Origin of the sequence: Geodermatophilus chilensis, assembly GCF_002802985.1 — a bacterium.
GTDB lineage: Bacteria > Actinomycetota > Actinomycetes > Mycobacteriales > Geodermatophilaceae > Geodermatophilus > Geodermatophilus chilensis.
Genome location: NZ_NVPT01000077.1, coordinates 1 through 26,801, shown reverse-complemented (window position 1 = coordinate 26,801; position 26,801 = coordinate 1). Strand labels below are relative to the sequence as shown.

Here is a 26,801-nt window from a genome sequence, read left to right as displayed (position 1 = left end):
CCCGGTGGTCGCCCGGCCGTAGCCGCGGCCGGTGGCGGTCCCGCGGCCGGCCGTACCCAGGCCGCCCATCCCGCGGCCCGTCCGGCGGCCGCCCGTCACACCCGCCGTCCCCCGTGCGGTGGTGCGACCCCCGCGGGCCGCGGTGCGCGCAGTGTTCTCTGCCGTGCCCATCAGTCGTCCGAGGATGCTCATGATCAGGGGGTACCCCGCCCGGCGCCGGTCGATGCGCGAACCGCCCGGTCAGGACCGGGACGACGCCGGGGTCTCCCCGCCCTCGAGGTCGCCCTCCGTGTCGAGGTAGGCCTGCTGGAGCTCGGCCAGCAGCGCCGGGTCGGGTGAGGCCCACATCTGCCGGTCGACGGCCTCCAGCAGCCGCTCGGCGATGCCGTGCAGCGCCCACGGGTTCGACCGCTCCAGGAACTCGCGGTTCTCCGGGTCGAGCACGTAGGTCTGCGCGAGCTTCTCGTACATCCAGTCGGCGACCACGCCGGTCGTGGCGTCGTAGCCGAACAGGTAGTCGACGGTCGCGGCCAGCTCGAAGGCGCCCTTGTAGCCGTGCCGGCGCATCGCCTGCAGCCACTTCGGGTTGACCACGCGGGCGCGGAACACCCGGGCGGTCTCCTCGGTCAGCGACCGGGTGCGCACCGACTCCGGCCGGGTCGAGTCGCCGATGTAGGCCCGCGGCGACGACCCGGTCAGCGCGCGGACGGTCGCGACCATCCCGCCGTGGTACTGGAAGTAGTCGTCGGAGTCGGCGATGTCGTGCTCGCGGGTGTCGACGTTCTTCGCCGCCACCGCGATCCGCCGGTAGGCCGCCTCCATGTCCGGACGGGCCTGCACGCCGTCCAGCCCGCGGCCGTAGGCGTAGCCGCCCCAGACGGCGTAGACCTCGGCCAGGTCGGCGTCCCCTCGCCAGTCCCGGGAGTCGATCAGCGGCAGCAGCCCGGCCCCGTAGGCGCCCGGCTTGGACCCGAACACGCGGGTGGTCGCCCGGCGGCGGTCGCCGTGGCCGGCGACGTCGGCGTCGACATGGGCGCGCACGAGGTTCTGCTCGGCCGGCTCGTCCAGACCCGCCACCAGGGTCACCGCGTCGTCGAGCATGGTCACCACGTGCGGGAAGGCGTCCCGGAAGAAGCCGGAGATGCGCACGGTGACGTCGATCCGCGGGCGGCCGAGCTCCTCGAGCGGGATCGGCTCCAGGCCGGTCACCCGCCGCGACGCGTCGTCCCACACCGGGCGGACGCCGAGCAGCGCGAGCACCTCGCCGACGTCGTCCCCCGAGGTGCGCATCGCCGAGGTGCCCCACACCGACAGCCCGACCGAGGCCGGGTACTCCCCGGTGTCGGCGAGGTAGCGCTCGACCAGGGAGTCGGCCATCGCCTGGCCGGTCTCCCAGGCCAGCCGCGACGGGATCGCCCGCGGGTCGACCGAGTAGAAGTTGCGACCGGTCGGCAGCACGTTGACCAGCCCGCGCAGCGGCGAGCCCGACGGCCCGGCCGGCACGTAGCCGCCCTCGAGGGCGTGCAGCGTCGCGTCCATCTCGTCGGTGGTGCGCTCCAGCCGCGGCACCACCTCGTCGACGGCGAACCGCAGCACCGCCTCGACGCGGTCGTCGGGACGCCCCAGGACCTCCTGGACCACGGCAGCCACGGCGTCCGCCGTCCAGCCGGCCGCCTCCATGGCGCTCACCAGCGCTGCGGCGGAGGCCTCGGCCGCGTCGGTCTCGGTGCGCGAGGCCCCCTCGGCCAGCCCGAGCGCCTCCCGCAGCCCGGGCAGCGCCACCGAGCCGCCCCAGATCTGCCGGGCCCGCAGCATCGCCAGCACCAGGTCGACGCGGTCCTGGCCGGACGGCGGCGTGCCGAGCACGTGCAGGCCGTCGCGGATCTGCGAGTCCTTGATCTCGCAGAGCCAGCCGTCGACGTGCAGGATCATCTCGTCGAAGTGGTCGTCCTCCGGCCGCTCGGCCAGCCCCAGGTCGTGGTCGAGCTTGGCCGCCTGCAGCAGCGTCCAGATCTGCGCCCGGACGGCGGGCAGCTTCGCCGGGTCCATCGCGGCGACGTTGGCGTGCTCGTCGAGCAGCTGCTCGAGCCGGGCGATGTCGCCGTAGGACTCGGCGCGGGCCATCGGCGGCACCATGTGGTCGACCAGCGTGGCGTGCGCGCGGCGCTTGGCCTGGCTGCCCTCGCCCGGGTCGTTGACGAGGAACGGGTAGACCAGCGGCAGGTCGCCGATCGCGGCGTCCGGCGCGCACGAGGCCGACAGGCCGACCGTCTTGCCGGGCAGCCACTCCATGTTGCCGTGCTTGCCGACGTGCACCAGCGCGTGCGCGCCGAACACCGAGCGCAGCCACCAGTAGGCGGCCAGGTAGTGGTGGGACGGCGGCAGGTCCGGGTCGTGGTAGATCGCGATCGGGTTCTCCCCGAAGCCACGCGGCGGCTGGACCATCACCACGACGTTGCCGGCCCGCAGCGCCGCGAAGACGACGTCGTCCCCGTCCACGAAGAGCGACCCGGGCGCCTCGCCCCAGTGCTGGACCATCGCCTCCCGGAGGTCGGCGGGGAGGGTGTCGAAGAAGGCGCGGTACTCGGCCGCCGGGATGCGCACCGGGTTGCCCGACAGCTGCTCCTCGGTGAGCCAGTCGGCGTCCTGCCCGCCGGCGGCGATGAGCGCGTGCACCAGCGCGTCGCCGTCGAGGTCGGCCACGCCCGGCAGCGCGTCGGGCCCGTCGAACGGCCCGACGTCGTACCCGGCGCCGTGCATCGCGGCCAGCAGCCGGACCACGGACGCCGGGGTGTCCAGGCCGACCGCGTTGCCGATGCGGGCGTGCTTGGTCGGGTAGGCGCTCAGCATCACGACGACGCGGCGCTCCGCCGGCCGGGTGTGCCGCAGCCGGGCGTGGGCCACCGCCGTCCCCGCCACGCGCGCCGCCCGCTCCGGGTCGGCGACGTAGCTGGTCAGCCCGTCGGCGTCGGTCTCCTTGAACGAGAACGGCACGCTGATCAGCCGGCCGTCGAACTCGGGGATCGCGACCTGGTTGCCGACGTCGAGCGGGGAGAGCCCGTCGTCGTCGGCCAGCCACTCCTCGCGCGAGCGGGTCAGGCACAGCCCCTGGAGAACCGGCACGTCGAGCGAGGCGAGCTGGCCGACGTCCCACGCGCCGTCGTCCCCACCGGCCTGCGCGGTGGCCGGGCGCGAGCCGCCCGCGGCCAGCACGGTGACCACCAGGGCGTCGGCGGTGCGCAGCACGTCGAGCAGCCCGCCCGCGACGCTGCGCAGCGAGGAGGTGAAGACCGGCAGGGCGGAGCCACCGGCGTCCTCGACCGCGCGACAGAGCTCCTCGACGAAGGCGGTGTTCCCGGCCAGGTGGTGCGCCCGGTAGTAGAGGACGGCGATCCGCGGCCCCTCCGTGCGCGCGCCGGCCCGCTCCAGCACGCCCCAGTCCGGCGCGACGACCGGCGGCTCGAAGCCCTCGCCGGTGAGCAGCACGGTGTCGGACAGGAAGCGGTGCAGCTGCACCAGGTTGTCCGGGCCGCCTTGCGCCAGGTAGCCGTGCGCCTCGGTCGCGACCCCCATCGGGACCGTCGACAGCTCCATCAGCTCGGCGTCGGGCAGCGCCTCCCCGCCGAGGACGACGACGGGCGCCGGCCCGGCCAGCAGCGGCGCGAGCAGCTCCTCGTACTGCCGCCGCACGCCGAGGATGCGGACGACGACGAGGTCCGCGCCGTCGGTGAGGGCGGCGACCCCGGCGTCGTCCAGGCGGGACGGGTTGCCCAGCCGCCAGTCGGCGCCGCTGGCGCGGGCGGAGAGCAGATCGGTGTCGCTGGTCGACAGCAGCGTGAACACGGGCGTCCTCACTCGGGGTCCGCGCCCCGGGTCGTCGGGCACGGCAGCCGCGGTGTCTGGCTCGCCCGCGAGGGCTCACAGTGGCGGGACCGCACCGGACTCGCACCGGCTTCCGCGCGCACTGCCGTGATGGGCGCTGACGCTACCGCCCGCGCCACGGACCGCTCCCGGCCCTCGACGCCCAATGCGGCGTACGCGCTCGCGCGCAGCCGCAGGTACTGGGTTGCGCAGTGGCGGGGCGGACCGGGCGGCCGCTCGACCACGCTCGGCTCCTGCACCACCTCGTCCGGCGCGAACTGCTCCCGGGTCAGGTCGACCTCGACGCCACCGGGCAGCCGGTTCCACCAGTGCCGGCCCTGCCGCGAGCCGTCGGGGTACCGCACCTCGGCCACCAGCAGGTCCCCGCCGAGCAGGTCGTGCACCGTGAGCGCGGTCGCCCCGCACTGGCCCCGGGCCGGGTTCGCCGGCGACCAGTCGGCCACGTCGGCGTCGTCACAGGTCTCCCGGCACCAGGCGGCACGCACCGCCGGTCCGACGTCGGCCAGGGTCAGCTCGGGCACCGCCGCAGGCTGCCACGGGGCACCGACACGACGGCGTCAGCAGCCCCGGCCCGGCCGGTGGGCGTCCCGAGCCGGGGAGGTGGCTCTCCCTCAGGCGGCGCCGAGGGCGTCGGCGACCCGGTGGTGCGCCACCGCCTCACCGGCCCGGCTCTGCCGCTCCAGCGTGCGGGCCAGCGCCCGCCGCGCCCAGCCGTTGGCCGGGGCCATCTCGACCAGCCGGGTCAGCGCGTCCTCCGCCCTCGCCAGCTGGGCGGAGCCGAAGTAGGCGCGGGCCAGCAGCTCGAGGGCGGCCTCGTTGGCGGGCTCGGCCTCGACGAGCGGCTCGAGCAGGCGCGCCGCCTCGATCGGCTGCCCCATCGCGAGGAAGAGGTCCGCGCGGAGGAACTCCGAGTGCAGGTCACGCGGGAGCGGCTGCGTCATGCCACACCCAACCGCCCGGCCCGCCCGGAGCTTCCCCGGGAGCACGTCGCTGTAGTGCATCCACTCAGGGCCCGGGAGGGGAAGAATGGTTCCCGTCCCCCTCTCCCGGGAGCCCCCCATGGCACTGCGACTGCACCTCCCGCACCGCACGAAGCCCGATTCCGGACCGGCCAGCGAACCACACCTCGGCGCACGGGTGTACGCCGTCCAGCGAGCCGGCGCCGTCCTGGTGGCGCTGGTCCTCCTGGTCTTCGGCCTCCTCGGCTTCGCCGGCGGTCTCGACTACTTCTCGACCGAGGGCGAGCGCATCCTCGGCCTGTCCTCCAACGGCCTGCTGTCCACCATCTCGGTGGTCGTGGCGGTCGTGCTGCTCGTCGCCGCCGCGCGCAGCCCCCGTGTCGTCTCGACGGTGATGATCGTCATCGGCACGCTCTTCCTCCTCTCCGCCCTGGTGAACCTGGCGGTGCTGAGGACCTCCTTCAACCTGCTGGCGTTCGAGTTCGAGAACGTCGTCTTCTCCGTCGTCGTCGGCCTGCTCCTGCTGACCCTCGGCGCCTACGGCCGGATCAGCGGCCACCTGCCGACGGACAGCCCGTACGCCCACCCGCGCCCGGGGGACGACGAGGACCTCGACCTGACCAGCGAGCTCCCCGCGACGCCGGCCGAGGTCGCGGCGGAGCAGGCGATGCGCGAGGCCGAGGTGGCCGTCGTCCAGCACCTGGCCACCGAGGACCAGCGCCGCCGGGTGGCGGCCATGGCCCAGGTGCACAGCCGGGCCGACCGCCGCCGGGTGTGGATGTCCTTCGACGAGGCGCGCCGGCGCGGTTGAGCCGGGCCGGCGCCGGCAGGCGCCTCCCGCTGTCCCCGCTCCGCCGGGTCGCGGGGGTGCCCGGAGCGCGGGCGACTACCGACCGGGCGGCCCCCCGCGTGCCAGCCGGCTCTCGATCCCGGCCAGGGCCAGGTCGAGAGCGACCTCCAGCGGGGTGACCGAGCGGGTGGTCTGCGCGAGCAGCAGGCCGCCCTGCACTGCGGCGAGCAAGCCGAGCGCGAGGGTGTCGGGGTCGGCGTCCCCGACCATCTCGCCACGCTCCTGCATGACCCGCAGCCCGGCGGTGAGGCGCTCCCGCCAGGTGTCGAAGCCGCCGACGAGACCGGCCCGTGCCACGGGGTCGCTCTCGGCCAGTTCACTGGCCAGCCGGCCGAGCGGGCATCCGCCGACACAGCCCACCTGCCGGTTGAGCGCGACGACGCGGTCCCGCCATCGCCGCAGCGCCGCCATGGAGTCGAGACCGTCGAGCTCGGCCTGTTGCGCCTGCAGCACCTGCTGCAGCTGCCGCTCGACGACCGCCCCGACGAGCGCGGCCTTGTCGGAGAAGTAGTGGTAGAGCTGCGACTTGCTGGTGCCGGTCACGGCGCGGACGTCGTCGAGGCTGGTACCGGCCACACCGCGTTGGTGGATGAGCGCGGCCGCTGCGGCCACGATGCGCTCACGGGTGGCGCGCCCCCGCGCGGTCAGCACCGGCTCGGCGACCGGGACGGCCTCGCCGCTCATGCGCACCATGCTAGGGGGAATTGGACTGTTTGGTCCACGGTTGACCCGGGCAGAGAGTGGACCGAACGGTCCAAGCGCTGGCGCAGGCCGTCACCGGCCAGTCCAGCCTCCGACCCCGCACACCCGACACCCCAGGAGCACCCTGCCGTGACCTCGCCCCTGTTCTCCCCCGTGACCCTCAGCCGCATCGAGCTGGCCAACCGTCTGGTCATGGCCCCGATGACCAGGAACCGCGCCCATCCCGACGGGGTGCCCACGGACTCCATGAGGACCTACTACGCCCAGCGCGCCGGCGCCGGCCTGATCGTCACCGAGGGCACCCAGCCCAGCGCGGTCGGCCAGGGCTATCCGAACACCCCGGGCATCCACACCCCGGAGCAGGCGGCCGCGTGGCGGCGCGTCACCGACGCCGTCCACGAGCGGGGCGGCCGGATCTTCCTGCAGCTCATGCACGCGGGGCGGATCTCGCACCCGTCCCTGCAGCCGGGCGGCGGCCGGCCGGTCGCGCCGTCCGCCGTCCGCCCCGCGGGCCAGGTCTTCACGACGGAGGGCCTCCAGGACTTCGTCGAGCCGCGCGCCCTGGCGACCGACGAGGTCGAGGCGATCGTGCAGGAGTACGCCGCCGCGGCCCGGCTCGCGGTGGACGAGGCCGGCTTCGACGGCGTCGAGGTCCACGGCGCGAACGGCTACCTGCCGCACCAGTTCCTGGCCGAGGGCAGCAACCAGCGCACCGACCGGTACGGCGGCTCGGCCGAGAACCGGGCCCGGTTCCTGATCGAGGTCACCGCCGCCGTGGTCGACGCCGTCGGCCCCGAGCGGGTGGGCGTGCGGCTCTCCCCCGCCAACAGCTTCAACGACATCGTCGAGCACGAGACCGAAGCGGTGTACGCCGCGGTGGTGGCGGGACTCGGGCCACTCGGCCCGGCCTACCTGCACGTCGTCGAGGGCCCGGCCGCGGTCACCGCGCAGATCCGGAAGGCCTGGCCGGGCTCGCTGATCGTCAACCCGGCCTTCAGCGTGGCCACGACGACCGAGAACCTCGAGGCCGTCCTCGCCGACCGCGGGGCCGAACTGATCGCCGTGGGCCGGGCGTTCATCGCCAACCCGGACCTGGTCCGCCGGCTGCAGCTCGGCGCCGGCCTCAACCCGGCCGACGAGTCCAGCTTCTACGGCGGCACCGACGCCGGGTACATCGACTACCCGGCGCTGGACCAGGCTGCCTGACGAGCAGGGCCGTCCCCGCGGGCCCGGCGAGGTCCCGCGGGGACGCCACGCGGTGACACCCGCCTCTGGACGTACCCTCGCCACCGCCATGACCGCCCGTGCCCCCGCCGCCCGCCTGCGGGCCGACGCGTGCCCCGGAGCGCTGCAGACCCACGCCGCCGCCGACGGTGCGCTGGCCCGGGTACGGGTGCCCGGCGGCCTGCTGACCGGCGGCCAGCTGCAGGCGCTGGCGGCCGCCGCGCGCGACCTCGGCGACGGGGCGCTGGAGCTCACCAGCCGGGGCAACGTGCAGCTGCGCGGGCTGGCCGACGGCGCGGAGGCCGAACTCGGCGACCGGCTGGCCACCGCGGCGCTGCTGCCCAGCCCCACCCACGAGCGGGTGCGCAACGTGCTGGCCAGCGCGCTCACCGGCCGGGCCGGCGGGCACGTCGACGTCCGGCCGTGGGTGCGCGCGCTGGACGCCGCGATCTGCGCCGACCCCACGCTCGCCGTGCTGCCCGGCCGGTACCTCGCCACGCTCGACGACGGCCGCCGCGACGTCGCCGGCCTCGGGGGGGACGTCGGCCTGCTCGCCCTCTCCCCCGCCGAGGTCGCCCTGACGCTGGCCGGGGTCGACAGCGGCCTGCGGACGACCCCCGAGGGCGCGGTCGCACTGGCGCTGGCGGCCACCCGCGCCTTCCTCGACGAACGCGCCGCCCAGGGCGGCACCGCCTGGCGCCTCGCCGAGCTCGACGACGGCGTGGCGGCGGTGACGATGACTCTGTCGTCCTCCGGACGACACCGCGGCCAGGTGCCGTCCCCCCGGCGCGTGGAGCCGCTGCCGTCCCTCCTCGGGGAGGCCTCCGGCCCCCTGCTCGTCGGGACCTCCGGACAGAGGGACGGGCGGGTCGCACTCGTCGGGGTCGTCCCCCTCGGACGGCTCACCGCGGAGCAGGCGGAACTGCTCGCCCGGCTGGCCGACGAGGTGCAGCTGACGCCGTGGCGCAGCGTCGTCGTCCCGGACCTGACCGAGGACGCCGTCGACGACGCGGCCGTCGCACTGCACCGGACCGGCATGGTGTTCGATGCCGACAGCCTCTGGACCCGGGTGACCGCCTGCGCGGGCCGGCCGGGGTGCGCGAAGTCGCTGGCCGACGTCCGGGCCGACGCCGCCCGGGCCGTGGCGGACGGCGCCCTGCCGGCGGGCGGCGCCCGCCAGCACTGGGCGGGGTGCGAGCGCCGCTGCGGTCGTCCGCGCGGCGAGGTCGTCGACGTCGTGGCGACCGAGACCGGATACCTCATCGGGGGGGCCTGATGTACGAGTACGAGAAGGACGGCGCGGAGATCTACCGGCGCTCGTTCGCCACCATCCGCGCCGAGACCGACCTGCGCGGCCTGCCCGAGGACGTCGCCCGTGTCGCGGTGCGGATGGTCCACGCGTGCGGGCAGGTCGACCTGGTCGAGGACCTCGCCTTCTCCCCCGACGTCGTGGCCCGGGCCCGCGAGGCGCTGGACGCCGGCGCCCCGGTGCTCTGCGACGCGGAGATGGTCGCCTCGGGCGTCACCCGCCGGCGGCTGCCCAAGGACAACGACGTCGTCTGCACGCTGAACGACCCGCGCACGCCGGCGCTGGCCGCCGCCCTCGGCACCACCCGCACCGCCGCGGCGCTGGAGCTGTGGCGCGACCGGCTGGACGGCGCGGTGGTGGCGATCGGCAACGCGCCGACGGCGCTGTTCCACCTGCTGGAGATGGTCGCCGCCGGGGCACCCCGCCCGGCCGCCGTCCTCGGGATCCCGGTCGGCTTCATCGGCGCCGTGGAGTCCAAGGACGCGCTGGCCGCCTCCGACCTCGAGCACCTGGTGGTCCGGGGCCGGCGCGGCGGCAGCGCGATCACCGCCGCCGCGGTGAACGCGATCGCGAGCGACGTGGAATGAGCGGACAGGGGCGTGAGCATCGCAGCGAGGAACGAGCGAGGAGCGGAGCGCCCCGCGGGAGCGGGGAGCATCGAATGAGCAGCGGCCGCCTGTACGGGGTCGGGCTGGGCCCCGGCGACCCCGAGCTGGTCACCGTCAAGGCGGCCCGGCTGATCGCGGCCGCCGACGTCGTCGCCTTCCACGCCGCCCAGCACGGCCGCTCGGTCGCCCGCGCGGTGGCCGCGCCGTACCTGCGCGAGGGTCAGGTGGAGGAGCTGCTGGTCTACCCGGTCACCACCGAGACCACCGACCACCCCGGCGGCTACCAGGGTGCGATCGACGAGTTCTACGAGGCGGCCGCGGCCCGGCTGGCCGCGCACCTGGACGCCGGCCGCGACGTCGTCGTCCTCGCCGAGGGGGACCCGTTCTTCTACGGCTCCTACATGCACATGCACAAGCGGCTGGCCCACCGGTACCCGACCGAGGTGGTGCCCGGCGTGACCAGCGTCAGCGGCGCCGCCGCGGCGGTCGGCCGGCCGCTGGTCGAGCGCGACGAGGTGCTCACCGTGCTGCCCGGCACGCTGCCCGCCGACGAGCTCGCCGAGTGGCTGGCCACCACGGACGCCGCCGCCGTGATGAAGCTGGGGCGCACGTTCGGCAACGTGCGCGAGGCGTTCGACGCCGCCGGGGTGCTCGACCGGGCGCTCTACGTCGAACGGGCCAGCACCGACCGGCAGCGCACGATGCCGCTGGCCGACGTCGACCCGGCGACCGTCCCCTACTTCTCCCTCGCCCTGCTGCCCAGCCCGCTCATCGGACCCACCCCCGGACCCGGCCAGCACCACGAGGGCGCCCCCCGCACCGGCGAGGTCGTCGTGGTGGGTCTCGGGCCGGGTGCCCGCTGCTGGACCACCCCGGAGGCCGCCGAGGCACTGGCCGCCGCCGACGACCTGGTCGGCTACGGCCCCTACCTGGACCGGGTGCCGGCCAACCCGCGGCAGACCCGGTACCCCAGCGACAACCGGGTCGAGGCCGAGCGCGCCGCGCACGCCCTCGACCTGGCCCGGACCGGACGGCGGGTCGCGGTCGTCTCCAGCGGCGACCCCGGCGTCTTCGCGATGGCCGCCGCGGTGCTCGAGGTCGCCGAGCGCCCGGAGTACGCCGGCGTCCCGGTGCGGGTGCTGCCCGGCCTGACCGCCGCGCAGGCCGTCGCGGCCCGGGCCGGCGCGCCGCTGGGCCACGACTTCTGCGTGGTCAGCCTCTCCGACGTCCGCAAGCCGTGGGACGTCGTCGTCGAGCGGCTGCGGCACGCCTCGGCCGCCGACCTGGTGCTCGCGCTCTACAACCCGCGGTCCAAGGCCCGGCCGCACCAGCTCGCCGAGGCCCAGCAGGTGCTGCTAGAGGGCCGCAAGCCCGACACGGTGGTCGTCGTCGGCCGCGACGTCGGCGGCCCCGAGGAGAGCATCCGGGTCACCACCCTCGGCGAGCTCGACCCGGAGACGGTCGACATGCGCTGCTGCGTGATCGTCGGCTCCTCGCAGACCCGGATCAGCGCCACCGGCGCCGTCTACAGCCCGCGCACCCACCCGGACGCCCGCGACCGAACTGCCTGACCGGAGGTCGTGACACTCAGTGCCACGCCTGGCACGATGTCCCGCGACGTGGCGCACGTCACCCTCGAGGGGGACGGCGCCGAAGGCCGGGCGATCGCGGGAGGGGCTCCCATGGCGAGCACCAAGGACTGGTTCGAGACCGTCGAGGAGGCCCAGCACCGCGCGCGGAAGCGGCTGCCGCGGTCGGTCTACCTGGCGCTGGTCGCCGGCACCGAGAAGGGGCTGACGGCCAACGACAACGTGGCCGCCTTCGACGAGGTCGCCTGGCGCCCGCACGTCGCCGACCTGCCCGCCAAGCGGGACACCGCCACCACGGTGATGGGCCAGGAGGTGTCCATGCCGGTGCTGGTCTCCCCCACCGGCGTGCAGGCGGTGCACCCCGACGGCGAGGTCGCGGTGGCCCGCGCCGCGGCCGGCGCGGACGTCGCGATGGGCCTGTCCTCCTTCGCCAGCAAGCCGGTCGAGGAGGTCGGCGCGGCCAGCCCGAAGCTGTTCTTCCAGATGTACTGGGTGGGCGACCGGGAGACGATCCTCGCCCGGGCCGAGCGGGCGCGGGCCGCGGGCGCCAAGGGCCTGATCATGACGCTGGACTGGTCGTTCGCCTCCCGGCGCGACTGGGGCAGCCCGCCCATCCCCGAGAAGATCGACCTGAAGAACGCGGTCAAGTTCGCGCCGGAGGTGCTGCGCAAGCCGCGCTGGCTGGCGACCTACCTGCGCTCGGGCGCCATCCCCGAGCTGACCGTCCCCAACCTGGCGCTCGGCGGCGAGGAGCCACCGAACTTCTTCGGCGCCTACGGCCAGTGGATGGGCACCCCGCTGCCCACCTGGGAGGACGTCGCCTGGCTGCGCGAGCAGTGGGGCGGGCCGTTCATGCTCAAGGGGATCACCCGCCCCGACGACGCCCGCCGCGCCGTCGACGCCGGCGTCACCGCCATCTCCGTCTCCACCCACGGCGGCAACAACCTCGACAGCACCCCGGGGGCGCTCCGGTCGCTGCCCGGCGTGGTCGACGCGGTCGGCGACCAGGTGGAGGTGCTCATGGACGGCGGGGTGCGCCGCGGCGGCGACGTCGTCAAGGCGATGGCCCTGGGTGCCCGGGCGGTGATGATCGGCCGCGCCTACCTGTGGGGCATGGCCGCGAACGGCCAGCGCGGCGTCGAGAACGTCCTGGCGATCCTCCGGCAGGGCATCGACGAGGCGCTGCTCGGGCTGGGCAAGGCCTCGGTGCACGACCTGACCCGCGAGGACGTCGTCCTGCCGCCGCACTTCACCCGCAGCTGACCGGCCCGCCCCGCCGGTCGGCGGGAATGCGGCCGCGGCGGGCGGGCTTGCGCTGTTGCGTGCCCGCCCGCCGCCCGTCCCGCACCGTCTCGTTCTGGACGGCCGCCGCGCTGCTCGTCCTGGTCCTCGCCGCGTCCGGCGTCCCGTCGCCGCTGTACCGCGTCTACCAGGAGCGCTTCGGCTTCTCCGCCGGCGTGCTGACGACGGTCTTCGGCATCTACGCGATCGCGCTGCTCGCCACGCTGCTGGTGGCCGGTGCGCTGTCGGACCACGTGGGACGACGGCCGGTCATCGTGGCCGGGATGCTGCTGCAGGTCGTCGCGATGGCGCTCTTCTGGGCCGCGGACTCGGTGGGCTGGCTGCTGGCCGCGCGGGTGGTGCAGGGCGTGTCGGTCGGCAGCCTGACCGGGGCTCTCGGCGCCACCCTGCTGGACCACCAGCGCAGCGAGCGACCCCTCGGCGCCCTGGTCAACAGCGCCTCGCCCGGGCTCGCCCTCGCCCTCGGCGCGGTCAGCGCCGGACTGGCCGTCGACTTCGCACCCGCGCCGACCGACTGGGTGTTCGGCACGCTGACCGTGCTGTTCGCCCTCGCCGCCGGGGTGGCCCTGCGGCTGCCGGAGTCCTCGCCGCGGACCCCGGGCGCGCTGGCCTCGCTGCGGCCGCGGGTGCACGTGCCCGCCCCGCAGCGCGCGGCCTACCTCGTCGCCGCGCCCTGCCTCGTGGCGATGTGGGCCCTGGGTGGCCTCTACCTCTCGCTGGGACCGTCGGTGGCCGCCGGCGTCTTCGGGCTGGAGGACCACCTCGTCGGCAGCCTGGTCATCGTGGCGATGCAGGGCATGGGCGCCGTCGGCGGCGTGAGCCTGCGCAACGCCGCGCCGCACACCGCGATGACCACCGGCTGCCTGGTCTTCGTCGCCGGCGTCAGCGGCACCATCGTCTCGCTGGCCACCGGCAGCGCCGCGCTGTTCTTTGCCGCCGCCGCGGTGTCCGGGTTCGGCTTCGGCGCGGCCTTCCTCGGCGCGGTGGCCACCGTGACCGCCGACGTCGCGCCCGGCGAGCGCGGGGGGCTGCTCTCCAGCGTCTTCGTCGTCGGCTACCTGGCCTTCAGCGTCCCGGCCGTCGTCGCCGGGCTGACCTCGGGTGCGGTGGGGCTGCGGCCGACCGCCGCGGTGTACGGGGTGGCCGTGATCGTCCTGGCCCTCGGCGCGGTGGCCGGGCTGCAGCGGCACCGGCGCGCGGCCGAGCGGCGTCCCGAGCCCGTCGCCGCCTGAGGGAGGACCCCGACTCCCCACGCACCAGATCGGCGGTCTCGTGGCCATCAGCGCTCCATCGCCACGAGACCGCCGATCTCGCCGCGGCGGTCAGCTGTAGGGCTGGGTCCTGAGCAGCCGGGCCAGGTGCGCGGCGTTGGCCGCCAGGGTGGCCGTCGTCGACGCCACCGCCTCGGGCGTCTCCGCCAGGTCCAGGTAGTCCGTGCCGCCCATCGCGTGGTCGTTCCAGTAGGTGCCGCCCTGCGAGGGGAGGGTGAAGCCGATGTCGTTGAGCCCCTGCATGAGGTCCGCGGTGATCTTGTGTGCGCCGTCCTCGTTGCCGACGACGGCGGTGACCGCGACCTTGCCCGCGACGAGCGGCCGGCCCGAGTCGTCGATCTCCGACAGTTCGCCGTCCAGCCGCTCGAGCACCCGCTGCGCGACGCTGCTCATGTGACCGACCCAGGTGGGGTGGCGACGACGAGGACGTCGGCGGCCATCAGCTGCTCCCGGATGGCCGGCCACTCGTCGCCCTCCCCCATGTCGACCTCGACCCCGGGCTTCACGTCGTGGTCGACGACCCGCACGACCTCACCGGTCACCCCGTGTCCGGCGAGGGCGTCGAGGACCTCCCGGGCGATCTCGTCGCTGCTGGAGGGCGCGGGCGAGGGCTTGAGGCTGCAGACGAGGGCGAGGGCACGGAGTGACGCGTTCTCGGTCATGACCTCGGTCGTGCCGACCCGGCGGTACGCGACACGGGTCGTCACGAGTTCGTCATCTGGTCGGGGGCGCAGGCGTCGGTCAGCGCAGGACGGCGTCCAGGAAGCCGTGCAGCTGCTGCTCGAGCTCGGCGGTGCGCTCGGCGGCGACCTCCTCCGGGTCGCGCTCGCGCAACCACGGCGGGATCTCGGTCCGCGCGCGGACGGCGCAGGCCAGGTCCGCGCGAACGTAGGTGCCGACCGTGTTGCCGTTGCGGCCGGCCTCGCCCGCCCGGCGCGCGGTGAACAGCGAGACGTCGCTGCCCGACTGCGCGGTCTGGCACAGCAGGCACATGGGGGGCGTGGCCGGGGACATCCGGGTGTCGGCGGCACGGACGGCGACCCGACCGGCCCGCCGTCCCGCTCGGGCACCAGGTAGCCCCGCAGCGGCGCCCGCGGATCCCGCCAGCCGAGGACGACGAGCTCCTCCCACGGCGTCTCGGCGAAGGTGTGCGGCAGCGTCATGGCCTCGGCCTCACCGCGGGAGCAGTTCACGAAGGACCGCCGCACCTGCTCCTCCGTGAGCGCGCGCACCGTGCCGTTCCTCCCCGTCGTCGCCGGACCGCCGCCGGAGATCATGCGCCACGGCGCCCGGGAGGTCAGCCGGACACCCGGTCCAGCGCCGTCCGCACCTCGGCGGGTGTCGCGACCACCACCGCGGCACCGGCGTCCGCCAGCTCGCCCGGCGGTGCCGGACCCCAGCCGGCGCCGATGCAGGGCAGCCCGTGCGCCGCCGCGCCCAGCACGTCGTGCGCCCGGTCACCGACCAGCACCGGCCGCTCGCCGTCCGGGTGCGCGGCCAGCGCCGCGGCCACCACCTGGTCCTTGTGCCGCACGGTGCCGTCGAAGGTCGCGCCGTGCACGGAGGCGAAGGACGGCAGCAGCCCGGTGTGCGCCAGCAGCCGGACGGCGAAGGGCTCCGGCTTGCTGGTCGCGACGGCGAGGATGGCCCCGGCACCGGCCAGCGCGGCCAGCAGTTCGGGAATCCCGGGGTACACGGTGGCGTCGAGCAGCGCGCCGGCCGAGTAGTGCGCGCGGTAGGCGGCGACCGCCCGCGGCACGTCGTCGGCCGGGACGCCGAGGACGAGGGCGAACCCGTCCTGCAGCGGCGGGCCCACCATCCCGCGCAGCTGCTGCGGCGTCGGCTCGGGCCGACCCAGTGCGGCGACCGCGGCGCGGACCGAGGCCCAGATGCCCGGCGTGGAGTCGACGAGCGTGCCGTCGAGGTCGAACAGCACCAGGCGACGGGCCAGCGCCTGGTGCGGACCGCGCTCAGCTGCTTCGCTCTTCAAGCACCGCTCCCTGCCGTCCGACCCGGAGGCCCGCATGACCCGGACCCGCGACACCACCGTGGCGGCCCCCGTCTCGACGCTGCGGCCGGTGCAGGCAGCCGCCGTGCTGTCGGTGCTGGTGCTGTTCTGGCAGTTCCTCTCCGCCGGCCGGATGCTCGTCGGCGAGGAGGCGACCGGCGGCCACGGCGCCGGGGCGATAGCCCTGCACGTGACCACCGGGCTGCTGCTGGCCGCGACGGTGCTGCACGGGCGGCGCACGCGGGTGTGGTGGCCGGCCGCGCTGGCCGCGGCGGTCTTCGTGCTCACCTTCGTCCAGGCGGCGCTGGGCAGCTCGGGCTCGCTCACGACGCACGTGCCGCTGGCCCTCGTGCTCACCGTGGGCGTGGTGTGGCTGGCGGCCTGGTCGTTCCGGACCACCTGAGGGCCCAGACCGCGGCCTCCTCGACGGTCGCGGCCACCGGCACGCCCTCGGGCAGCGGCGGCCGGCGGACCAGCACCACCGGCACCCCGAGCTGCCGGGCCGCGGTCAGCTTGGCCGCGGTCATCGGCCCGCCGCTGTCCTTGGTGACGACGACGTCGACGCCGTGCGCGGTCATCAGCGCCCGCTCGTCCTCGACGGTGAACGGGCCGCGGGCGAGGACCACCGTGGCCCGGGCCGGCAGCGGCGGCTCGGGCGGGTCCACCGAGCGGACGACGCAGTGCGCGGCGAGCCGGGCGAAGGCCGCGAGCCCCTGCCGGCCGGTGGTCAGCAGCACCGAGCGGTGACCGGCCACCGCGGTCGCCGCCTCGTCCAGCGAGTCCACCCAGCGCCAGTCGTCGCCGGGCTGCGCCGTCCACCCGGGGCGCTGCAGCCGCAGCAGCGGGGTGCCGGTGACCGCGGCGGCGGCCGCCGCGTGCGCGGTCATGGTGGCGGCGAACGGGTGGGTGGCGTCGACCAGCGCGGCCACGCCGTCGAGCGCCGCCGCCAGCCCCGCCGTCCCGCCGAACCCACCGACCCGCACCTCCCCGGGCGGCAGCACCGGGTCGGCGACGCGGCCGGCCAGCGAGCTCAGCACATCGACCCCCTCGGCCACGAGCCGCCCGGCCAGCCGCCGGGCCTCCGCCGTCCCGCCCAGGACCAGCACCCGGCCGGTGCTCGGTCCTCTGCGCGACCTCGCGAGCTCGGTCACGTGCGCCGTCCGTGCATGCTGACCGGGTGACGGCGGCGGGGCGCGAGGGCAGCACGGGGCTGCGCTACGGCTGGACGACGGGCGCCTGCGCGACCGCCGCCACCACCGCCGCGTACACCGCGCTGCTGACCGGCGAGTTCCCCGACCCGGTGGGCATCGACCTGCCGAACGACAGGCACCCGACGTTCGCACTCGCCCGCGAGCTGCTGGCCGACGGCGCCGCCACCGTCGGCATCGTCAAGGACGCCGGCGACGACCCCGACGTCACCCACGGCGCGCTGGTGTCGGTGCGGGTGACCCACGGCCAGCCCGGCAGCGGGGTCGTCTTCCGGGCCGGCGAGGGCGTCGGGACGGTGACCAAGCCCGGGCTGCCGCTCCCGGTGGGCGAGCCGGCGATCAACCCGATGCCGCGGCAGTTCATCCGCGCGCACGTGGCCGCCGTCGCCGCCCGGCACGGCGGCACCGGCGACGTCGTCGTCGAGGTGTCGGTCGAGAACGGCGAGGAGCTGGCGCGGAAGACGTGGAACCCGCGGCTGGGCATCCTCGGCGGGCTGTCGATCCTGGGGACGACGGGCGTCGTCGTCCCCTACTCCTGCTCGTCGTGGATCGACTCGATCCGCCGCGGCATCGACGTCGCGCGGGCTGCGGGCCACCAGCACGTCGCCGGGTGCACCGGCTCGACCAGCGAGCGGGTGGTCACCGAGCTGTACGGGCTGCCCGAGGATGCGCTGCTCGACATGGGCGACTTCGCCGGCGCGGTGCTGAAGTACCTGCGCCGCCACCCGGTGCCGCGGCTGACGGTCGCCGGCGGGATCGGCAAGCTGGCCAAGCTCGCCGACGGCCACCTCGACCTGCACTCGGGCCGCTCGCAGGTGTCGACGGAGTCGCTGGCCGCGATGGTGCGCGACGCCGGTGGAGCACCGGAGCTGGTCGAGGGCGTGCGCGGCGCCAACACCGCGCTCGACGCGCTGCAGCAGTGCCGGGCCGCCGGGCTGCCGCTGGGCGACCTGGTGGCCGCGGGTGCCCGGGAGACCGCGCTCGGCGTGCTGCGCGGCGCGCCGGTCGAGGTCGACGTCGTGGTGATCGACCGCGCCGGCACCGTGGTCGGCCGCGCCTAGCGGCATCGGGTCGTCGAGTAGAGGTGGCTGTCGGGGAACTCCGCCGCCGCCAGCACCGGGCCCACGATCACCACCGCCGTCCGCCGCACCCCGGCCGCCTCGACCTGTCCGGCGATGTCGGCGAGCGTGCCCCGCAGCACCAGCTCGTCGTCCCGGCTGGCGCGGGCCACCACGGCGACCGGGCCGTCGTCCCCGTAGTGCTCGGCCAGCTCGGGAGCGAGCTCGGCGATCCGCTGGACGGCGAGGTGCAGCACCAGCGTCGCGCCGGTGGCCGCGTAGGCGGCGAGCTCCTCGCCGGGCGGCATCGGCGTGGACCGGGCGCTGGTCCGGGTGAGGACGACGGTCTGCCCGACCCCCGGCACGGTCAGCTCCCGCTTGAGCGCGGCGGCCGCGGCGGCGAACGCCGGGACGCCGGGCACGACCTCGTAGGGCACCCCGGCGGCGTCCAGCCGGCGCATCTGCTCGGCCATGGCGCTCCAGATCGACGGGTCGCCGGAGTGCAGCCGGGCCACGTCGTGCCCGGCCTCGTGGGCGGCGACCAGCTCGGCGGTGATCTGGTCGAGGTCGAGGTCGGCGGTGTCGACCAGCCGGGCGCCGGGCGGGGCGGTGTCGAGCAGCTCGCGGGGCACCAGCGCACCGGCGTAGAGGCAGACCGGCGCCGAGGCGATCAGCCGCGCCGCCCGTAGCGTGACCAGGTCCGCCGCGCCCGGCCCCGCGCCGATGAAGTGGACGGTCACGCGGCACCCCCGGCCTTTTCCGCGGAAACTGCCGGCTTCCCGGCGCTCCAGATGGTCACGGGCATGGCGGGTCGCCAGCCGGTGTAGCCGCCGACCGGTGCCGCCTGCGCGACTGACAGCCGGATCAGCTCGCCACCGACCCGAGCCCGCCACGCGGCCAGCACCGCCTCGCCCTCGACGGTCACCGCGTTGGCCACCAGCCGGCCGCCCAGGTGCAGCGCCGCCCAGCAGGTCTCCAGCAACCCCTCGCTGGTCAGCCCGCCGCCGACGAAGACCGCGTCCGGGGCGGGCAGCCCGTCGAGCGCGGCCGGGGCGCGGCCCTCGACCACCTGCAGCCCGGGGACGCCGAGCCGCGCGGCGTTGTCCGCGACCCGCCGGGCGCGGGCGCCGTCGGACTCCACCGCGACCGCCCGGCAGGAGGGGTGCACCCGCATCCACTCGATGCCGATGGAGCCCGCGCCGGCGCCGACGTCCCACAACAGCTGTCCGGGCAGCGGGGCCAGCCGCGCCAGGGTGACCGCGCGGACGTCGCGCTTGGTCAGCTGGCCGTCGTGCGCGTAGGCGTCGTCGGGCAGGCCGGGCACGGTCGGCAGCGGCACCGTGCCGGGGTCGGCGGCCACCTCGACGGCGGTGACGACGAGCGGGTCGGTCTCGGCGTGCGGCCAGTCGCCGGCGGTGCCGGTGAACCGCCGCTCGACCGGCCCGCCCAGCTGCGCCAGCGCGGTCAGCCGGCTGGCGCCGTAGCCGTGCCCGGCCAGCAGCCGGGCGACCTGCGCGGGAGTGCCGCCGTCCGAGCCCAGCACCAGCAGCCGCCGGCCGGGGGTGGCGTGCGGCAGGAGGAGCTCGACCGGCCGGCCGACGACGGTCACCACCTGCGTCTCCTCGACCGCCCAGCCCAGTCGCGCGCAGGCCAGCGTCACCGACGACGGGTGCGGGAGGACCTCGACCGCGCCCGCGCCGTGCAGCCGGACCAGCGAAGTGCCGACGCCGGAGAGCATCGGGTCGCCGCTGGCCAGGACGACGACCCGGCGGCCCGGGTGGTCGGTCCCGAGCGAGGCCAGCGCCGGGGCCATCGGCGAGGGCCAGGGCACCCGCTCGACGGGGACGTCGTCCGGCACGAGGGCCAGCTGGCGGGCGCTGCCGCGCAGCACGTCGGCGTCCTCGACCGCCCGCCGGGCCCGCGGCGAGAGGCCGTCCCAGCCGTCCGCGCCGATGCCGACGACCATCACCGGCGTCCTCACGCGGGCAGCTCCCCCGCCGGCCCCGCAGCCTCGGCCAGCAGCCGCTCGCGCAGCTCCTCCGGCAGCCGGTCGACGTAGACGACCCCGTCCAGGTGGTCGACCTCGTGCTGCAGGCAGCGGGCGGCCATCCCGGTCGCCTCGATCGACACGGGGACGCCGTCGGCGTCGACGCCGTCCACCCTGGCGCGGAAGGCCCGCGGCAGCTCGGCGTAGGGGCCCGGCACCGACAGGCAGCCCTCCTCGGTGGTCTCCTCGGCCGGCTCCCCCTCGCGCGGCTCCAGGACGGTCAGCTCCGGGTTCACGACGTAGCCGACGACGTCCTCGCCGTCGGCGTCCGGGCAGTCGATGACGAAGACGCGCGCGTCGACGCCGATCTGGTTGGCCGCCAGGCCCACGCCGTCGGCGGCCTCCATCGAGGCGAACATGTCCAGGACCAGCCGGCGGAGGTCCTTGCCGAACTCCGTCACCGGCGCGCACGGCCGGTGCAGGACCGGTTCGCTGCCGTAGGTGACGATCGGCCGGGCGACGCCGCTGTAACGGCCGGGCAGGCGCATGACCGTCGATCCTAGGGACGGCGGGGGTTGGCACCATGTGCCGCGTGCTGCCCCCGCGCGACCTGTCCACCGCCGCGGGGCTCGCCCTCGGCGCCGCCGCCGACCTGCTGCTGGCCGATCCGCGCCGGTGGCACCCGGTGGCCGGGTTCGGCCGGGCCGCCGCGGCCCTGGAACGCCCGCTCTGGCGGGACTCCCGCGCCGCAGGGGTCGCGTACGCCGGGGCGCTGACCGGCGCGGCAACCGGCCTGGGCGTCGTCCTCGACCGCGCGTCCCGCGGCCGGCCCGCCGTCCGCACGCTGGTCACCGCGGCCGCCACCTGGGCGGTGCTGGGCGGCACCTCCCTGGGCCGCGCCGGGACGGCGATGGCGCGCACGCTCGACGCCGGGGACCTGGCCGCGGCCCGGGCCCTGCTGCCCACCCTGGCCGGCCGGGACCCCTCGGCGCTCGACGTCCCGCAGCTGGCCCGCGCCACGGTCGAGTCGGTCGCGGAGAACACCTCCGACGCCGCCGTCGCCCCGCTGGTGTGGGGTGCGGTCGCCGGGCTGCCCGGGCTCCTGGGGTATCGCGCGGTCAACACCCTCGACGCGATGGTGGGCCACCGCTCCGCGCGGTACGCCCGCTTCGGCTGGGCGGCCGCACGCACCGACGACGTCGCCAACTGGCTGCCCGCGCGGCTGACCGCCGGGCTTACCGTGGCGACCGCGCCCCTGGCCGGGGGCTCGGCGCGCGGCGCGTGGACCGTGTGGCGGCGCGACGGCGCGGCCCACCCCTCGCCCAACGCCGGCCGGTGCGAGGCGGCCCTGGCCGGCGCCCTCGACCTGCGGCTGGGCGGTCGCAACGTCTACGGCAGCCGGGTGGAGGACCGTCCGGCGCTCGGCGACGGCCGGGCGCCCGCGGCCCCGGACGTCCCGCGCGCCGTGCGGCTCTCCCGCACGGTGTGGACCACGGCCGCCGCGATCGCCGCCGCGGCCCGGGCGCTGCCCCGCCGTTGACGGAGAGGAACTGATCGACCACGGTTCGCGACCCCACGGCAGGGCACGCGGGGACACGCCCGGTCACCCGCCGGACCAGGACCGACGCACGTGCGCGTCGCTCCCGGAGGTCGTACGGTCGTCACCGGCGTACCGCGCAGGTCGAACACACGGCCGCGGCCCCTGGTCGGGGCCGACCTCGGCGGAACACCCGTGGAGTCGACATGACAGCGACCCCTTCCCCCACCCTGGCCCGCAGCACCGCCTCCTCCGACCGTCCGGCAGCGCAGCCGGCACGCCCCCTCGCCACCGCGCGGCGCCTGGCCGGGCGGTACCGCTACGACCGGCGCGCCGGCGCGTGGACCTGGTCCCCGGAGATGGCCGTGCTGCTGAACCTCGCGCGCAACGGCGCGCACCCGTGCACCGAGCTGCTGGTCCGCTCGCTGCACCCCGGCGACCGGCCCCGCGTCCTGGACGCCATCGCCGCCGCCTGCACCACCGGGCTGCCCTTCGCCCTGCGGGTCCGCCTGGGCAGCCGGGGCGGGGGCGAGCGCCCCGTCCTCCTCGTCGGCGAACCGGTCGTCGACGCGGCCGGGACCGTCGAGGGGCTCGAGGGCCTGCTCGTCGAGGTCCCCCCGGAGCCGCAGTCGCCGGCACCCCGGCCCGAGGCGGAGGGCACCGGGGACGACCGGGTGCACGCCCTGGAGACCGAGGTCGCGCAGCTGCGCACCGCGATGAGCAGCCGGGCGGCGATCGAGCAGGCCAAGGGCATCCTCATGCTGCTCACCAGCTGCGGCGAGCACGTGGCCTTCGACCTGCTCGCGCACATCTCGAGCAACTCGCACCGCAAGGTGCGCGACGTCGCGGTGGCCATCGTCGAGTCCGCCGCCGGACACGCCGGGCTGCCCGAGGACATCCAGGCGCTCGTCCGGGACGTCTGCCCGCCCCGCCCGCACCACTGAGGACCCGCCGTGTGCCCCGGGAGCCGGATGCGCCCGGGCCACACGGGAGAATGCCGCTGACGCCGGTGCTCGCCGGCGGTCCCCGAGCCGAGAGGGGAACGCGGCGTGCTCTACCTGGTCGTCCGGTTCCTGCTGCGCCCGTTGTTCCACGTCATGCTGCGCATGCACGTGACGGGGCGGGAGAACGTGCCGACCACCGGCCCGGTGATCCTGGCCAGCAACCACCTGTCCTTCATCGACAGCATGGTCATCCCGCTGTCGGCGCCGCGCCGCGTGCACTACCTGGCCAAGGCCGAGTACTTCACCGGCACGGGGGTCGGCGGCTGGCTGACCCGGACGCTGTTCACGGCGCTCGGGGCCATGCCGGTGGAGCGGCAGACGCACCGGGCCGCGCAGGAGGCGCTGGACACCGCGCTCCGGGTGCTGCGCCGCGGTGAGGGCTTCGGCATCTACCCGGAGGGCACCCGCTCGCGCGACGGCCAGCTGGCCCGCGGCAAGACCGGCGTCGCCTGGCTGGCGCTGACCGCCGACTGCCCCGTCGTCCCCGTGGCCGTGCACGGCACGGACCGGGTGCAGCCGGTCGACTCCCGCTGGCCGCGGCCGCACAAGGTGTCGGTCACCTTCGGGGAGCCGCTGACCTTCCCCGAGCAGCGCGGGATGGCCGGCAACGGCCGGGCCCGCCGGGTGGTCACCGACCGCATCATGGAGGCCATCGCCGAGCTCTCCGGTCAGGAGAAGGCCGGCTGGGGGCAGCCGGCGGCATGAGCGGCACCCACCCTCGCCGTGAACATCGGCATCCGGCTGTCTGCCTGCGGCGAGTCGCCCGCCACTCGCCGATGATCACGGCGGCGGTCGGCCGGTGAGCGGCGCGCTGCTCGTCGCCGGGACGACGTCGGACGCCGGCAAGTCGGTGGTGACCGCCGGCATCTGCCGCTGGCTGGTGCGCCAGGGGGTGTCGGTCGCCCCGTTCAAGGCGCAGAACATGAGCAACAACTCGATGGTCACCCCGGACGGCGCGGAGATCGGCCGGGCCCAGGTCATGCAGGCCGCCGCCGCCTGCGTGGAGCCCGAGGCGGCGATGAACCCGGTGCTGCTCAAGCCCGGCGGTGAGGACTCCAGCCAGGTCGTCGTCCTCGGCCGGGCGGTCGCGGACGTGACCGCGCTGTCCTACCGGCCGATGAAGGCCGCGCTGCTGGAGCAGGTGCTCAGCTGCCTCGAGGACCTGCGCGCCCGCTTCGACGTCGTCGTCTGCGAGGGCGCGGGTTCGCCCACCGAGATCAACCTGCGCGCCGACGACATCGCGAACATGGGGCTGGCCACCCCCGCCGGGCTGCCCGTGGTCGTGGTCGGCGACATCGACCGGGGCGGGGTCTTCCCGGCCCTCTACGGCACGGTCGCGCTCATGCCGCCGGCCGACCAGCGACTCGTCGCCGGTTTCCTGGTCAACAAGTTCCGCGGTGACGTCCGGCTGCTCGCGCCCGGCCTCGAGCAGCTCACCGCGCTCACCGGCCGGCCGACCCTCGGCGTGCTGCCCTGGCTGCCCGGCGCGGCGGTGGACGTGGAGGACTCCCTCGGCGTCCCGACCGGCGTCTCCTCGGCCGGCCCGCCCCACGGCGAGGACGTGCTGCGGGTCGCCGTCGCCCGGCTGCCGCGGCTGTCCAACTTCACCGACCTCGACGCGCTGGCCGCCGAGCCCGGGGTGCTGGTCCGCTACGCGACCACGCCCGAGGAGCTGGCCGACGCCGACCTGGTGGTGCTGCCCGGCACCCGCGCCACGGTCACCGACCTGGGCTGGCTGCGCGCCACCGGCCTGGCCGACGCCGTCGTCCGGCACGCCGCCGCCGGCCGGGCGGTGCTCGGTGTCTGCGGCGGCCACCAGATGCTGGCCCGGACGATCACCGACGACGTCGAGTCGCGGGCCGGCACCGTGCCCGGGCTCGGGCTGCTGCCGGCCGACGTCCGGTTCGCGCCGGAGAAGACCCTCGGCCGGCCGGTGGGGACGGCGTTGGGGCAGCCGGTGCGCGGCTACGAGATCCACCACGGGGTGGTCACCGTGGACGGCGACGCCGAGCCCTTCCTCGACGGCGCCCGCGCCGGGTCGGTGTTCGGCACCACCTGGCACGGGGCGCTGGAGGACGACGGCTTCCGACGGGCGTTCCTCGCCGAGGTCGCCCGGGTGGCCGGACGGCGGTTCGTGGCCGCGCCGGACACCGACTTCGCCGCGGTCCGCGAGCGGCGGCTGGACGCCCTGGGAGACCTGGTCGCCGAGCACGCCGACACCGACGCGCTGTGGCGGCTGGTCGAGGACGGCGTCCCGGACGGCCTGCCGGTGCTCCCGCCCGGGGACGCGCTCAGCCCTCGGTGAGCCGGGCGCGCACGTCGTCCGGCCAGGGCGTGGCCACGCCGCCCGACACGCACACGTAGGTGGTGCGGACGACGCAGCAGACCCGCTCCCCCACGCGGACCGTGTACCGCACGGTCACGCTGCTGCGGCCGACCTTCTCGGTCTCGGCGTCCACGGTGGCGGTGTCGCCCCAGCGGGCCGACGACGTCCACTCCAGCGAGCTGGCCTTGACCAGCGGGTCGATGCCGCGGGCGACCAGCTCCTCCCACGGCAGACCGTGGGAGGCCCACCAGGAGTTGGAGGCCTCGTCGGTCCAGGTCAGGTAGTGGGCGTTGAAGACGACGCCCTGCTGGTCGCACTCGACGTACCGGACCGGGGAGCTCCACTGCGCGGGCACGGCAGGCCACGCTAGCCGGGCTACCGTGCCCCCGTGGACACCGCTCCCGACGTCCTGGCGGGGTACCGCCCGCCCTCGCAGCTGGTGCAGGACAAGGTCGTCGACCACCTGGACCGGCACTGCCGGGCCTTCATCGCGCTGTCGCCGTTCGCCACGCTGGCCACGGCTGCTCCCGACGGCTGGCCGGAGGTCTCCCCGCGGGGCGGTGACCCGGGGTTCGCGAGGGTGCTCGACGAGCGGACGCTCGCCGTCCCGGACCGGCAGGGCAACAACCGGGTGGACAGCCTGCGCAACACCGTGGGCAACCCGCGCGCCGCCCTGCTGTTCTTCGTGCCCGGGTTCGAGGAGACCCTCAAGGTGTTCGGGACGACGACCCTGGTGGCACCGGACGACCTCGGCGTGGACCTGACCGAGTTCGGCCGCCCGCCGCGGTCGGTGCTGCTGCTGACCGTCGAGCGGGCGTACTTCCAGTGCGGCGAGGCCGTCATGCGCTGGGGGCTGTGGAACGCCGATCGGCAGGTCGAGCGCTCGACCTTCCCGTCGCTGGGCGAGGTGCTGCGCGACCACTGCGGGCTGAGCACGCCCCTGCCCGGACCGGAGGCCATGCGCGCGGAGCTGGCCACCGAACTCTGAGGACCGGCCGAGCCGGCTCAGGGGCTCTGAGTCCCGCGTGTCGGTGGGGTGCCCTAGCGTCCGCGCATGGCCACCGACGTCCAGATCGTGATCGACTCGGCCGACCCGCACGGGCTGGCCGACTGGTGGGCCGAGGTCCTCGGGTGGCAGGTCGAACCGCAGGACGAGGCGTTCATCCGCCGCACGGTCGCGTCGGGCGCGGCGACCGAGGCGGACACCACCACGCACCGCGGCGCGCTGGTCTGGCGCTCGGGGGCAGCGATCACCTCACCCGACCCCGACCGCCCGCGGGTGCTCTTCCAGGTGGTCCCGGAGGCCAAGACCGTGAAGAACCGCGTGCACCTCGACCTGAGGGTGGGTGCGGACCGGCGGGAGGACGAGGTCGCCCGCCTCCTCGGCCTGGGCGCCACCGAGCTGCACCGGGCCTCGCAGGGCCCGTTCGCGTGGGTCACCCTGGCCGACCCCGAGGGCAACGAGTTCTGCATCACCTGAGGGAGACCCCGCTGGCCCCGTCCCGTGCCCCCGGCCCTCTCCTGGCGTGCCCTGAGCTTGCGAAGGGCTCGGGGAGAGGGTCCTTCGTCAGCTGACGCGCAGGTCCCGCGCGAGTTTCCGGTAGGCCACGGTGCGTTCGGCGAGCGCCCGCCGGCGCCCGTGCCGGCTGCGCCGGTCGGTGCCCAGGTAGCGGGCGTCCTCCACGAGCTGGAAGGCGGCGAGCACGCTCGCCTTCACCTCGCGCCCCCGCGGCTGGGCAGGGGGAAGCGGCTCGGCCGAGGTCATGACGACCCCCCTCTCCCGGGGACGCCTGTGCCTGGCCCCCGTACGGACATGGTGCCCTGGCCTCGGCAGTCCCAACCCTCTTGGTGACCGATTGGCGCCTGTGTGTCACACAGAACACCCCGCGCGCCCCACTCGTCCCACCCGCCTCACCCGGACCTGGCCCTTATACACACCTGACCCTGCCGACACCACCCTACGTCTCACGCCCTTGT

Annotated in this window: 28 protein-coding genes, 2 pseudogenes and 1 riboswitch; of the genes and pseudogenes, 15 read left to right on the top strand and 15 right to left on the bottom strand. The window is 75.9% G+C overall.

Annotation, left to right across the window (positions count from 1 at the left end; translation table 11 throughout):
* From CNO22_RS29070 to CNO22_RS14330, 4 genes and pseudogenes are all read right to left on the bottom strand, one after another.
* Nucleotides 1–192 (bottom strand): hypothetical protein (locus CNO22_RS29070; protein WP_100500020.1); only part of this gene is annotated, 192 nt, incomplete at its 3' end.
* 48 nt (nucleotides 193–240) lie between these two features.
* Entirely contained in the window at nucleotides 241–3,843 is a 3,603-nt protein-coding gene (cobN, locus tag CNO22_RS14340) for a cobaltochelatase subunit CobN (RefSeq protein ID WP_100500016.1), read from the bottom strand.
* Nucleotides 3,844–3,895: 52 nt separating this feature from the next.
* Nucleotides 3,896–3,957, bottom strand: a riboswitch (cobalamin riboswitch).
* An 83-nt stretch (nucleotides 3,958–4,040) separates the two neighbouring features.
* Nucleotides 4,041–4,403 (bottom strand): annotated as a pseudogene (locus CNO22_RS30350) (YunG family protein); the annotation flags it as partial.
* 90 nt (nucleotides 4,404–4,493) lie between these two features.
* Nucleotides 4,494–4,823, bottom strand: coding sequence for a tetratricopeptide repeat protein (locus CNO22_RS14330; protein ID WP_100500015.1), 330 nt, complete (start codon nucleotides 4,821–4,823; stop codon nucleotides 4,494–4,496).
* A gap of 118 nt (nucleotides 4,824–4,941) precedes the next feature.
* Here CNO22_RS14330 and CNO22_RS14325 point away from each other — a divergent pair, with 118 nt between their 5' ends.
* Complete coding sequence (locus CNO22_RS14325; RefSeq protein ID WP_100500014.1) at nucleotides 4,942–5,652, top strand: DUF4383 domain-containing protein; 711 nt, start codon at nucleotides 4,942–4,944, stop codon at nucleotides 5,650–5,652.
* Nucleotides 5,653–5,727: 75 nt separating this feature from the next.
* On the opposite strand, the gene CNO22_RS14320 is transcribed toward CNO22_RS14325, so the two are convergent.
* Nucleotides 5,728–6,375 carry a TetR/AcrR family transcriptional regulator gene (locus CNO22_RS14320; RefSeq protein WP_100500013.1) on the bottom strand — a complete coding sequence of 216 codons (648 nt, stop codon included), beginning with the start codon at nucleotides 6,373–6,375 and terminating at the stop codon, nucleotides 5,728–5,730.
* Nucleotides 6,376–6,522: 147 nt separating this feature from the next.
* On the opposite strand from CNO22_RS14320, the gene CNO22_RS14315 reads away from it, so the two are divergent.
* The 6 genes from CNO22_RS14315 (at nucleotide 6,523) to CNO22_RS14290 (ending at nucleotide 13,657) form a co-directional block, all read left to right on the top strand.
* Nucleotides 6,523–7,599, top strand: coding sequence for an alkene reductase (locus tag CNO22_RS14315; protein ID WP_232807035.1), 1,077 nt, complete (start codon nucleotides 6,523–6,525; stop codon nucleotides 7,597–7,599).
* Nucleotides 7,600–7,687: 88 nt separating this feature from the next.
* Nucleotides 7,688–8,893, top strand: a complete 1,206-nt coding sequence (gene cobG, locus CNO22_RS14310; RefSeq protein ID WP_100500012.1) for a precorrin-3B synthase — start codon at nucleotides 7,688–7,690, stop codon at nucleotides 8,891–8,893.
* Nucleotides 8,893–9,513 (top strand): precorrin-8X methylmutase, encoded by a 621-nt coding sequence (locus tag CNO22_RS14305; protein WP_100500011.1) that lies wholly within the window; start codon nucleotides 8,893–8,895, stop codon nucleotides 9,511–9,513. The genes cobG and CNO22_RS14305 overlap by 1 nt, the downstream gene beginning before the upstream one ends.
* A gap of 74 nt (nucleotides 9,514–9,587) precedes the next feature.
* The gene (locus CNO22_RS14300; RefSeq protein ID WP_100500010.1) at nucleotides 9,588–11,105 is read left to right on the top strand and encodes a precorrin-2 C(20)-methyltransferase; all 1,518 of its coding nucleotides are present in this window, start codon (nucleotides 9,588–9,590) and stop codon (nucleotides 11,103–11,105) included.
* Nucleotides 11,106–11,141: 36 nt separating this feature from the next.
* Nucleotides 11,142–12,386 carry a pre-mycofactocin synthase MftD gene (mftD, locus tag CNO22_RS14295; RefSeq protein WP_232807034.1) on the top strand — a complete coding sequence of 415 codons (1,245 nt, stop codon included), beginning with the start codon at nucleotides 11,142–11,144 and terminating at the stop codon, nucleotides 12,384–12,386.
* A 59-nt stretch (nucleotides 12,387–12,445) separates the two neighbouring features.
* Entirely contained in the window at nucleotides 12,446–13,657 is a 1,212-nt protein-coding gene (locus tag CNO22_RS14290; protein ID WP_232807033.1) for an MFS transporter, read from the top strand.
* A gap of 90 nt (nucleotides 13,658–13,747) precedes the next feature.
* Here CNO22_RS14290 and CNO22_RS29065 read toward each other — a convergent pair whose 3' ends face one another.
* The 4 genes and pseudogenes from CNO22_RS29065 to CNO22_RS14275 form a co-directional block, all read right to left on the bottom strand.
* Nucleotides 13,748–14,089: a hypothetical protein gene (locus tag CNO22_RS29065; protein ID WP_232807032.1), complete on the bottom strand. Its 342-nt coding sequence runs from the start codon at nucleotides 14,087–14,089 to the stop codon at nucleotides 13,748–13,750.
* The gene (locus CNO22_RS29060) at nucleotides 14,086–14,403 is read right to left on the bottom strand and encodes a flavodoxin family protein (protein ID WP_232807031.1); all 318 of its coding nucleotides are present in this window, start codon (nucleotides 14,401–14,403) and stop codon (nucleotides 14,086–14,088) included. Before CNO22_RS29060 ends, CNO22_RS29065 begins: the two co-directional genes overlap by 4 nt.
* A gap of 34 nt (nucleotides 14,404–14,437) precedes the next feature.
* A pseudogene (locus CNO22_RS30135) lies at nucleotides 14,438–14,859 on the bottom strand (FBP domain-containing protein).
* 134 nt (nucleotides 14,860–14,993) lie between these two features.
* Complete coding sequence (locus CNO22_RS14275) at nucleotides 14,994–15,686, bottom strand: HAD hydrolase-like protein (protein WP_232807030.1); 693 nt, start codon at nucleotides 15,684–15,686, stop codon at nucleotides 14,994–14,996.
* 34 nt (nucleotides 15,687–15,720) lie between these two features.
* Here CNO22_RS14275 and CNO22_RS14270 point away from each other — a divergent pair, with 34 nt between their 5' ends.
* Complete coding sequence (locus CNO22_RS14270) at nucleotides 15,721–16,107, top strand: hypothetical protein (RefSeq protein WP_198588329.1); 387 nt, start codon at nucleotides 15,721–15,723, stop codon at nucleotides 16,105–16,107.
* Here the strand turns inward: CNO22_RS14270 and CNO22_RS14265 are convergent.
* Complete coding sequence (locus tag CNO22_RS14265; protein WP_198588328.1) at nucleotides 16,058–16,855, bottom strand: cobalt-precorrin-6A reductase; 798 nt, start codon at nucleotides 16,853–16,855, stop codon at nucleotides 16,058–16,060. The two genes, CNO22_RS14270 and CNO22_RS14265, sit on opposite strands and share 50 nt — an antisense overlap.
* A gap of 26 nt (nucleotides 16,856–16,881) precedes the next feature.
* Here CNO22_RS14265 and CNO22_RS14260 point away from each other — a divergent pair, with 26 nt between their 5' ends.
* On the top strand, nucleotides 16,882–17,973 hold the full coding sequence (locus CNO22_RS14260) for a cobalt-precorrin-5B (C(1))-methyltransferase (RefSeq protein ID WP_100500006.1): 1,092 nt from the start codon (nucleotides 16,882–16,884) through the stop codon (nucleotides 17,971–17,973).
* Here CNO22_RS14260 and cobM read toward each other — a convergent pair.
* Genes cobM through def form a run of 3 tightly spaced genes read right to left on the bottom strand, consistent with a single transcriptional unit; the run spans nucleotide 17,970 to nucleotide 20,505 of the window.
* On the bottom strand, nucleotides 17,970–18,710 hold the full coding sequence (gene cobM / locus CNO22_RS14255; RefSeq protein WP_100500005.1) for a precorrin-4 C(11)-methyltransferase: 741 nt from the start codon (nucleotides 18,708–18,710) through the stop codon (nucleotides 17,970–17,972). The genes CNO22_RS14260 and cobM overlap by 4 nt on opposite strands.
* Nucleotides 18,707–19,951, bottom strand: a complete 1,245-nt coding sequence (cbiE, locus tag CNO22_RS14250) for a precorrin-6y C5,15-methyltransferase (decarboxylating) subunit CbiE (RefSeq protein WP_232807029.1) — start codon at nucleotides 19,949–19,951, stop codon at nucleotides 18,707–18,709. The genes cobM and cbiE overlap by 4 nt, the downstream gene beginning before the upstream one ends.
* Nucleotides 19,948–20,505 (bottom strand): peptide deformylase, encoded by a 558-nt coding sequence (gene def / locus CNO22_RS14245; protein ID WP_100500003.1) that lies wholly within the window; start codon nucleotides 20,503–20,505, stop codon nucleotides 19,948–19,950. Before def ends, cbiE begins: the two co-directional genes overlap by 4 nt.
* A 35-nt stretch (nucleotides 20,506–20,540) precedes the next feature.
* Between def and CNO22_RS14240 the strand changes: the two genes are divergently transcribed.
* The 4 genes from CNO22_RS14240 (at nucleotide 20,541) to CNO22_RS14225 (ending at nucleotide 24,803) form a co-directional block, all read left to right on the top strand.
* A complete protein-coding gene (locus CNO22_RS14240; RefSeq protein WP_100500002.1) occupies nucleotides 20,541–21,497 on the top strand; it encodes a cobalamin biosynthesis protein in 957 nt (318 codons plus the stop codon).
* A 203-nt stretch (nucleotides 21,498–21,700) separates the two neighbouring features.
* Nucleotides 21,701–22,438 carry a PAS and ANTAR domain-containing protein gene (locus CNO22_RS14235; protein WP_100500001.1) on the top strand — a complete coding sequence of 246 codons (738 nt, stop codon included), beginning with the start codon at nucleotides 21,701–21,703 and terminating at the stop codon, nucleotides 22,436–22,438.
* A gap of 105 nt (nucleotides 22,439–22,543) precedes the next feature.
* A complete protein-coding gene (locus tag CNO22_RS14230) occupies nucleotides 22,544–23,203 on the top strand; it encodes a lysophospholipid acyltransferase family protein (protein ID WP_100500000.1) in 660 nt (219 codons plus the stop codon).
* A gap of 94 nt (nucleotides 23,204–23,297) precedes the next feature.
* Nucleotides 23,298–24,803: a cobyric acid synthase gene (locus CNO22_RS14225; protein ID WP_100499999.1), complete on the top strand. Its 1,506-nt coding sequence runs from the start codon at nucleotides 23,298–23,300 to the stop codon at nucleotides 24,801–24,803.
* Here the strand turns inward: CNO22_RS14225 and CNO22_RS14220 are convergent.
* Nucleotides 24,790–25,179 carry an acyl-CoA thioesterase gene (locus CNO22_RS14220; RefSeq protein WP_100499998.1) on the bottom strand — a complete coding sequence of 130 codons (390 nt, stop codon included), beginning with the start codon at nucleotides 25,177–25,179 and terminating at the stop codon, nucleotides 24,790–24,792. The genes CNO22_RS14225 and CNO22_RS14220 overlap by 14 nt on opposite strands.
* A gap of 33 nt (nucleotides 25,180–25,212) precedes the next feature.
* On the opposite strand from CNO22_RS14220, the gene CNO22_RS14215 reads away from it, so the two are divergent.
* Both CNO22_RS14215 and CNO22_RS14210 read left to right on the top strand, forming a co-directional pair.
* Nucleotides 25,213–25,812: an MSMEG_1061 family FMN-dependent PPOX-type flavoprotein gene (locus CNO22_RS14215; RefSeq protein ID WP_100499997.1), complete on the top strand. Its 600-nt coding sequence runs from the start codon at nucleotides 25,213–25,215 to the stop codon at nucleotides 25,810–25,812.
* 66 nt (nucleotides 25,813–25,878) lie between these two features.
* Nucleotides 25,879–26,304: a VOC family protein gene (locus CNO22_RS14210; protein ID WP_100499996.1), complete on the top strand. Its 426-nt coding sequence runs from the start codon at nucleotides 25,879–25,881 to the stop codon at nucleotides 26,302–26,304.
* 87 nt (nucleotides 26,305–26,391) lie between these two features.
* On the opposite strand, the gene CNO22_RS27725 is transcribed toward CNO22_RS14210, so the two are convergent.
* Nucleotides 26,392–26,589, bottom strand: a complete 198-nt coding sequence (locus CNO22_RS27725; protein WP_157936948.1) for a hypothetical protein — start codon at nucleotides 26,587–26,589, stop codon at nucleotides 26,392–26,394.
* Nucleotides 26,590–26,801: the final 212 nt, after the last annotated feature.

What these genes read in the sequence shown, in the direction of transcription:
- CNO22_RS14330 (WP_100500015.1), bottom strand. Translation starts at nt 4,823, where the DNA reads ATGACGCAGCCGCTCCCGCGTGACCTGCACTCGGAGTTCCTCCGCGCG.
- CNO22_RS14325 (WP_100500014.1), top strand. Translation starts at nt 4,942, where the DNA reads ATGGCACTGCGACTGCACCTCCCGCACCGCACGAAGCCCGATTCCGGA.
- CNO22_RS14320 (WP_100500013.1), bottom strand. Translation starts at nt 6,375, where the DNA reads ATGAGCGGCGAGGCCGTCCCGGTCGCCGAGCCGGTGCTGACCGCGCGG.
- cobG (WP_100500012.1), top strand. Translation starts at nt 7,688, where the DNA reads ATGACCGCCCGTGCCCCCGCCGCCCGCCTGCGGGCCGACGCGTGCCCC.
- CNO22_RS14305 (WP_100500011.1), top strand. Translation starts at nt 8,893, where the DNA reads ATGTACGAGTACGAGAAGGACGGCGCGGAGATCTACCGGCGCTCGTTC.
- CNO22_RS14300 (WP_100500010.1), top strand. Translation starts at nt 9,588, where the DNA reads ATGAGCAGCGGCCGCCTGTACGGGGTCGGGCTGGGCCCCGGCGACCCC.
- mftD (WP_232807034.1), top strand. Translation starts at nt 11,142, where the DNA reads ATGTCCCGCGACGTGGCGCACGTCACCCTCGAGGGGGACGGCGCCGAA.
- CNO22_RS29065 (WP_232807032.1), bottom strand. Translation starts at nt 14,089, where the DNA reads ATGAGCAGCGTCGCGCAGCGGGTGCTCGAGCGGCTGGACGGCGAACTG.
- CNO22_RS14270 (WP_198588329.1), top strand. Translation starts at nt 15,721, where the DNA reads ATGACCCGGACCCGCGACACCACCGTGGCGGCCCCCGTCTCGACGCTG.
- def (WP_100500003.1), bottom strand. Translation starts at nt 20,505, where the DNA reads ATGCGCCTGCCCGGCCGTTACAGCGGCGTCGCCCGGCCGATCGTCACC.
- CNO22_RS14240 (WP_100500002.1), top strand. Translation starts at nt 20,541, where the DNA reads ATGTGCCGCGTGCTGCCCCCGCGCGACCTGTCCACCGCCGCGGGGCTC.
- CNO22_RS14235 (WP_100500001.1), top strand. Translation starts at nt 21,701, where the DNA reads ATGACAGCGACCCCTTCCCCCACCCTGGCCCGCAGCACCGCCTCCTCC.
- CNO22_RS14210 (WP_100499996.1), top strand. Translation starts at nt 25,879, where the DNA reads ATGGCCACCGACGTCCAGATCGTGATCGACTCGGCCGACCCGCACGGG.
- CNO22_RS27725 (WP_157936948.1), bottom strand. Translation starts at nt 26,589, where the DNA reads ATGACCTCGGCCGAGCCGCTTCCCCCTGCCCAGCCGCGGGGGCGCGAG.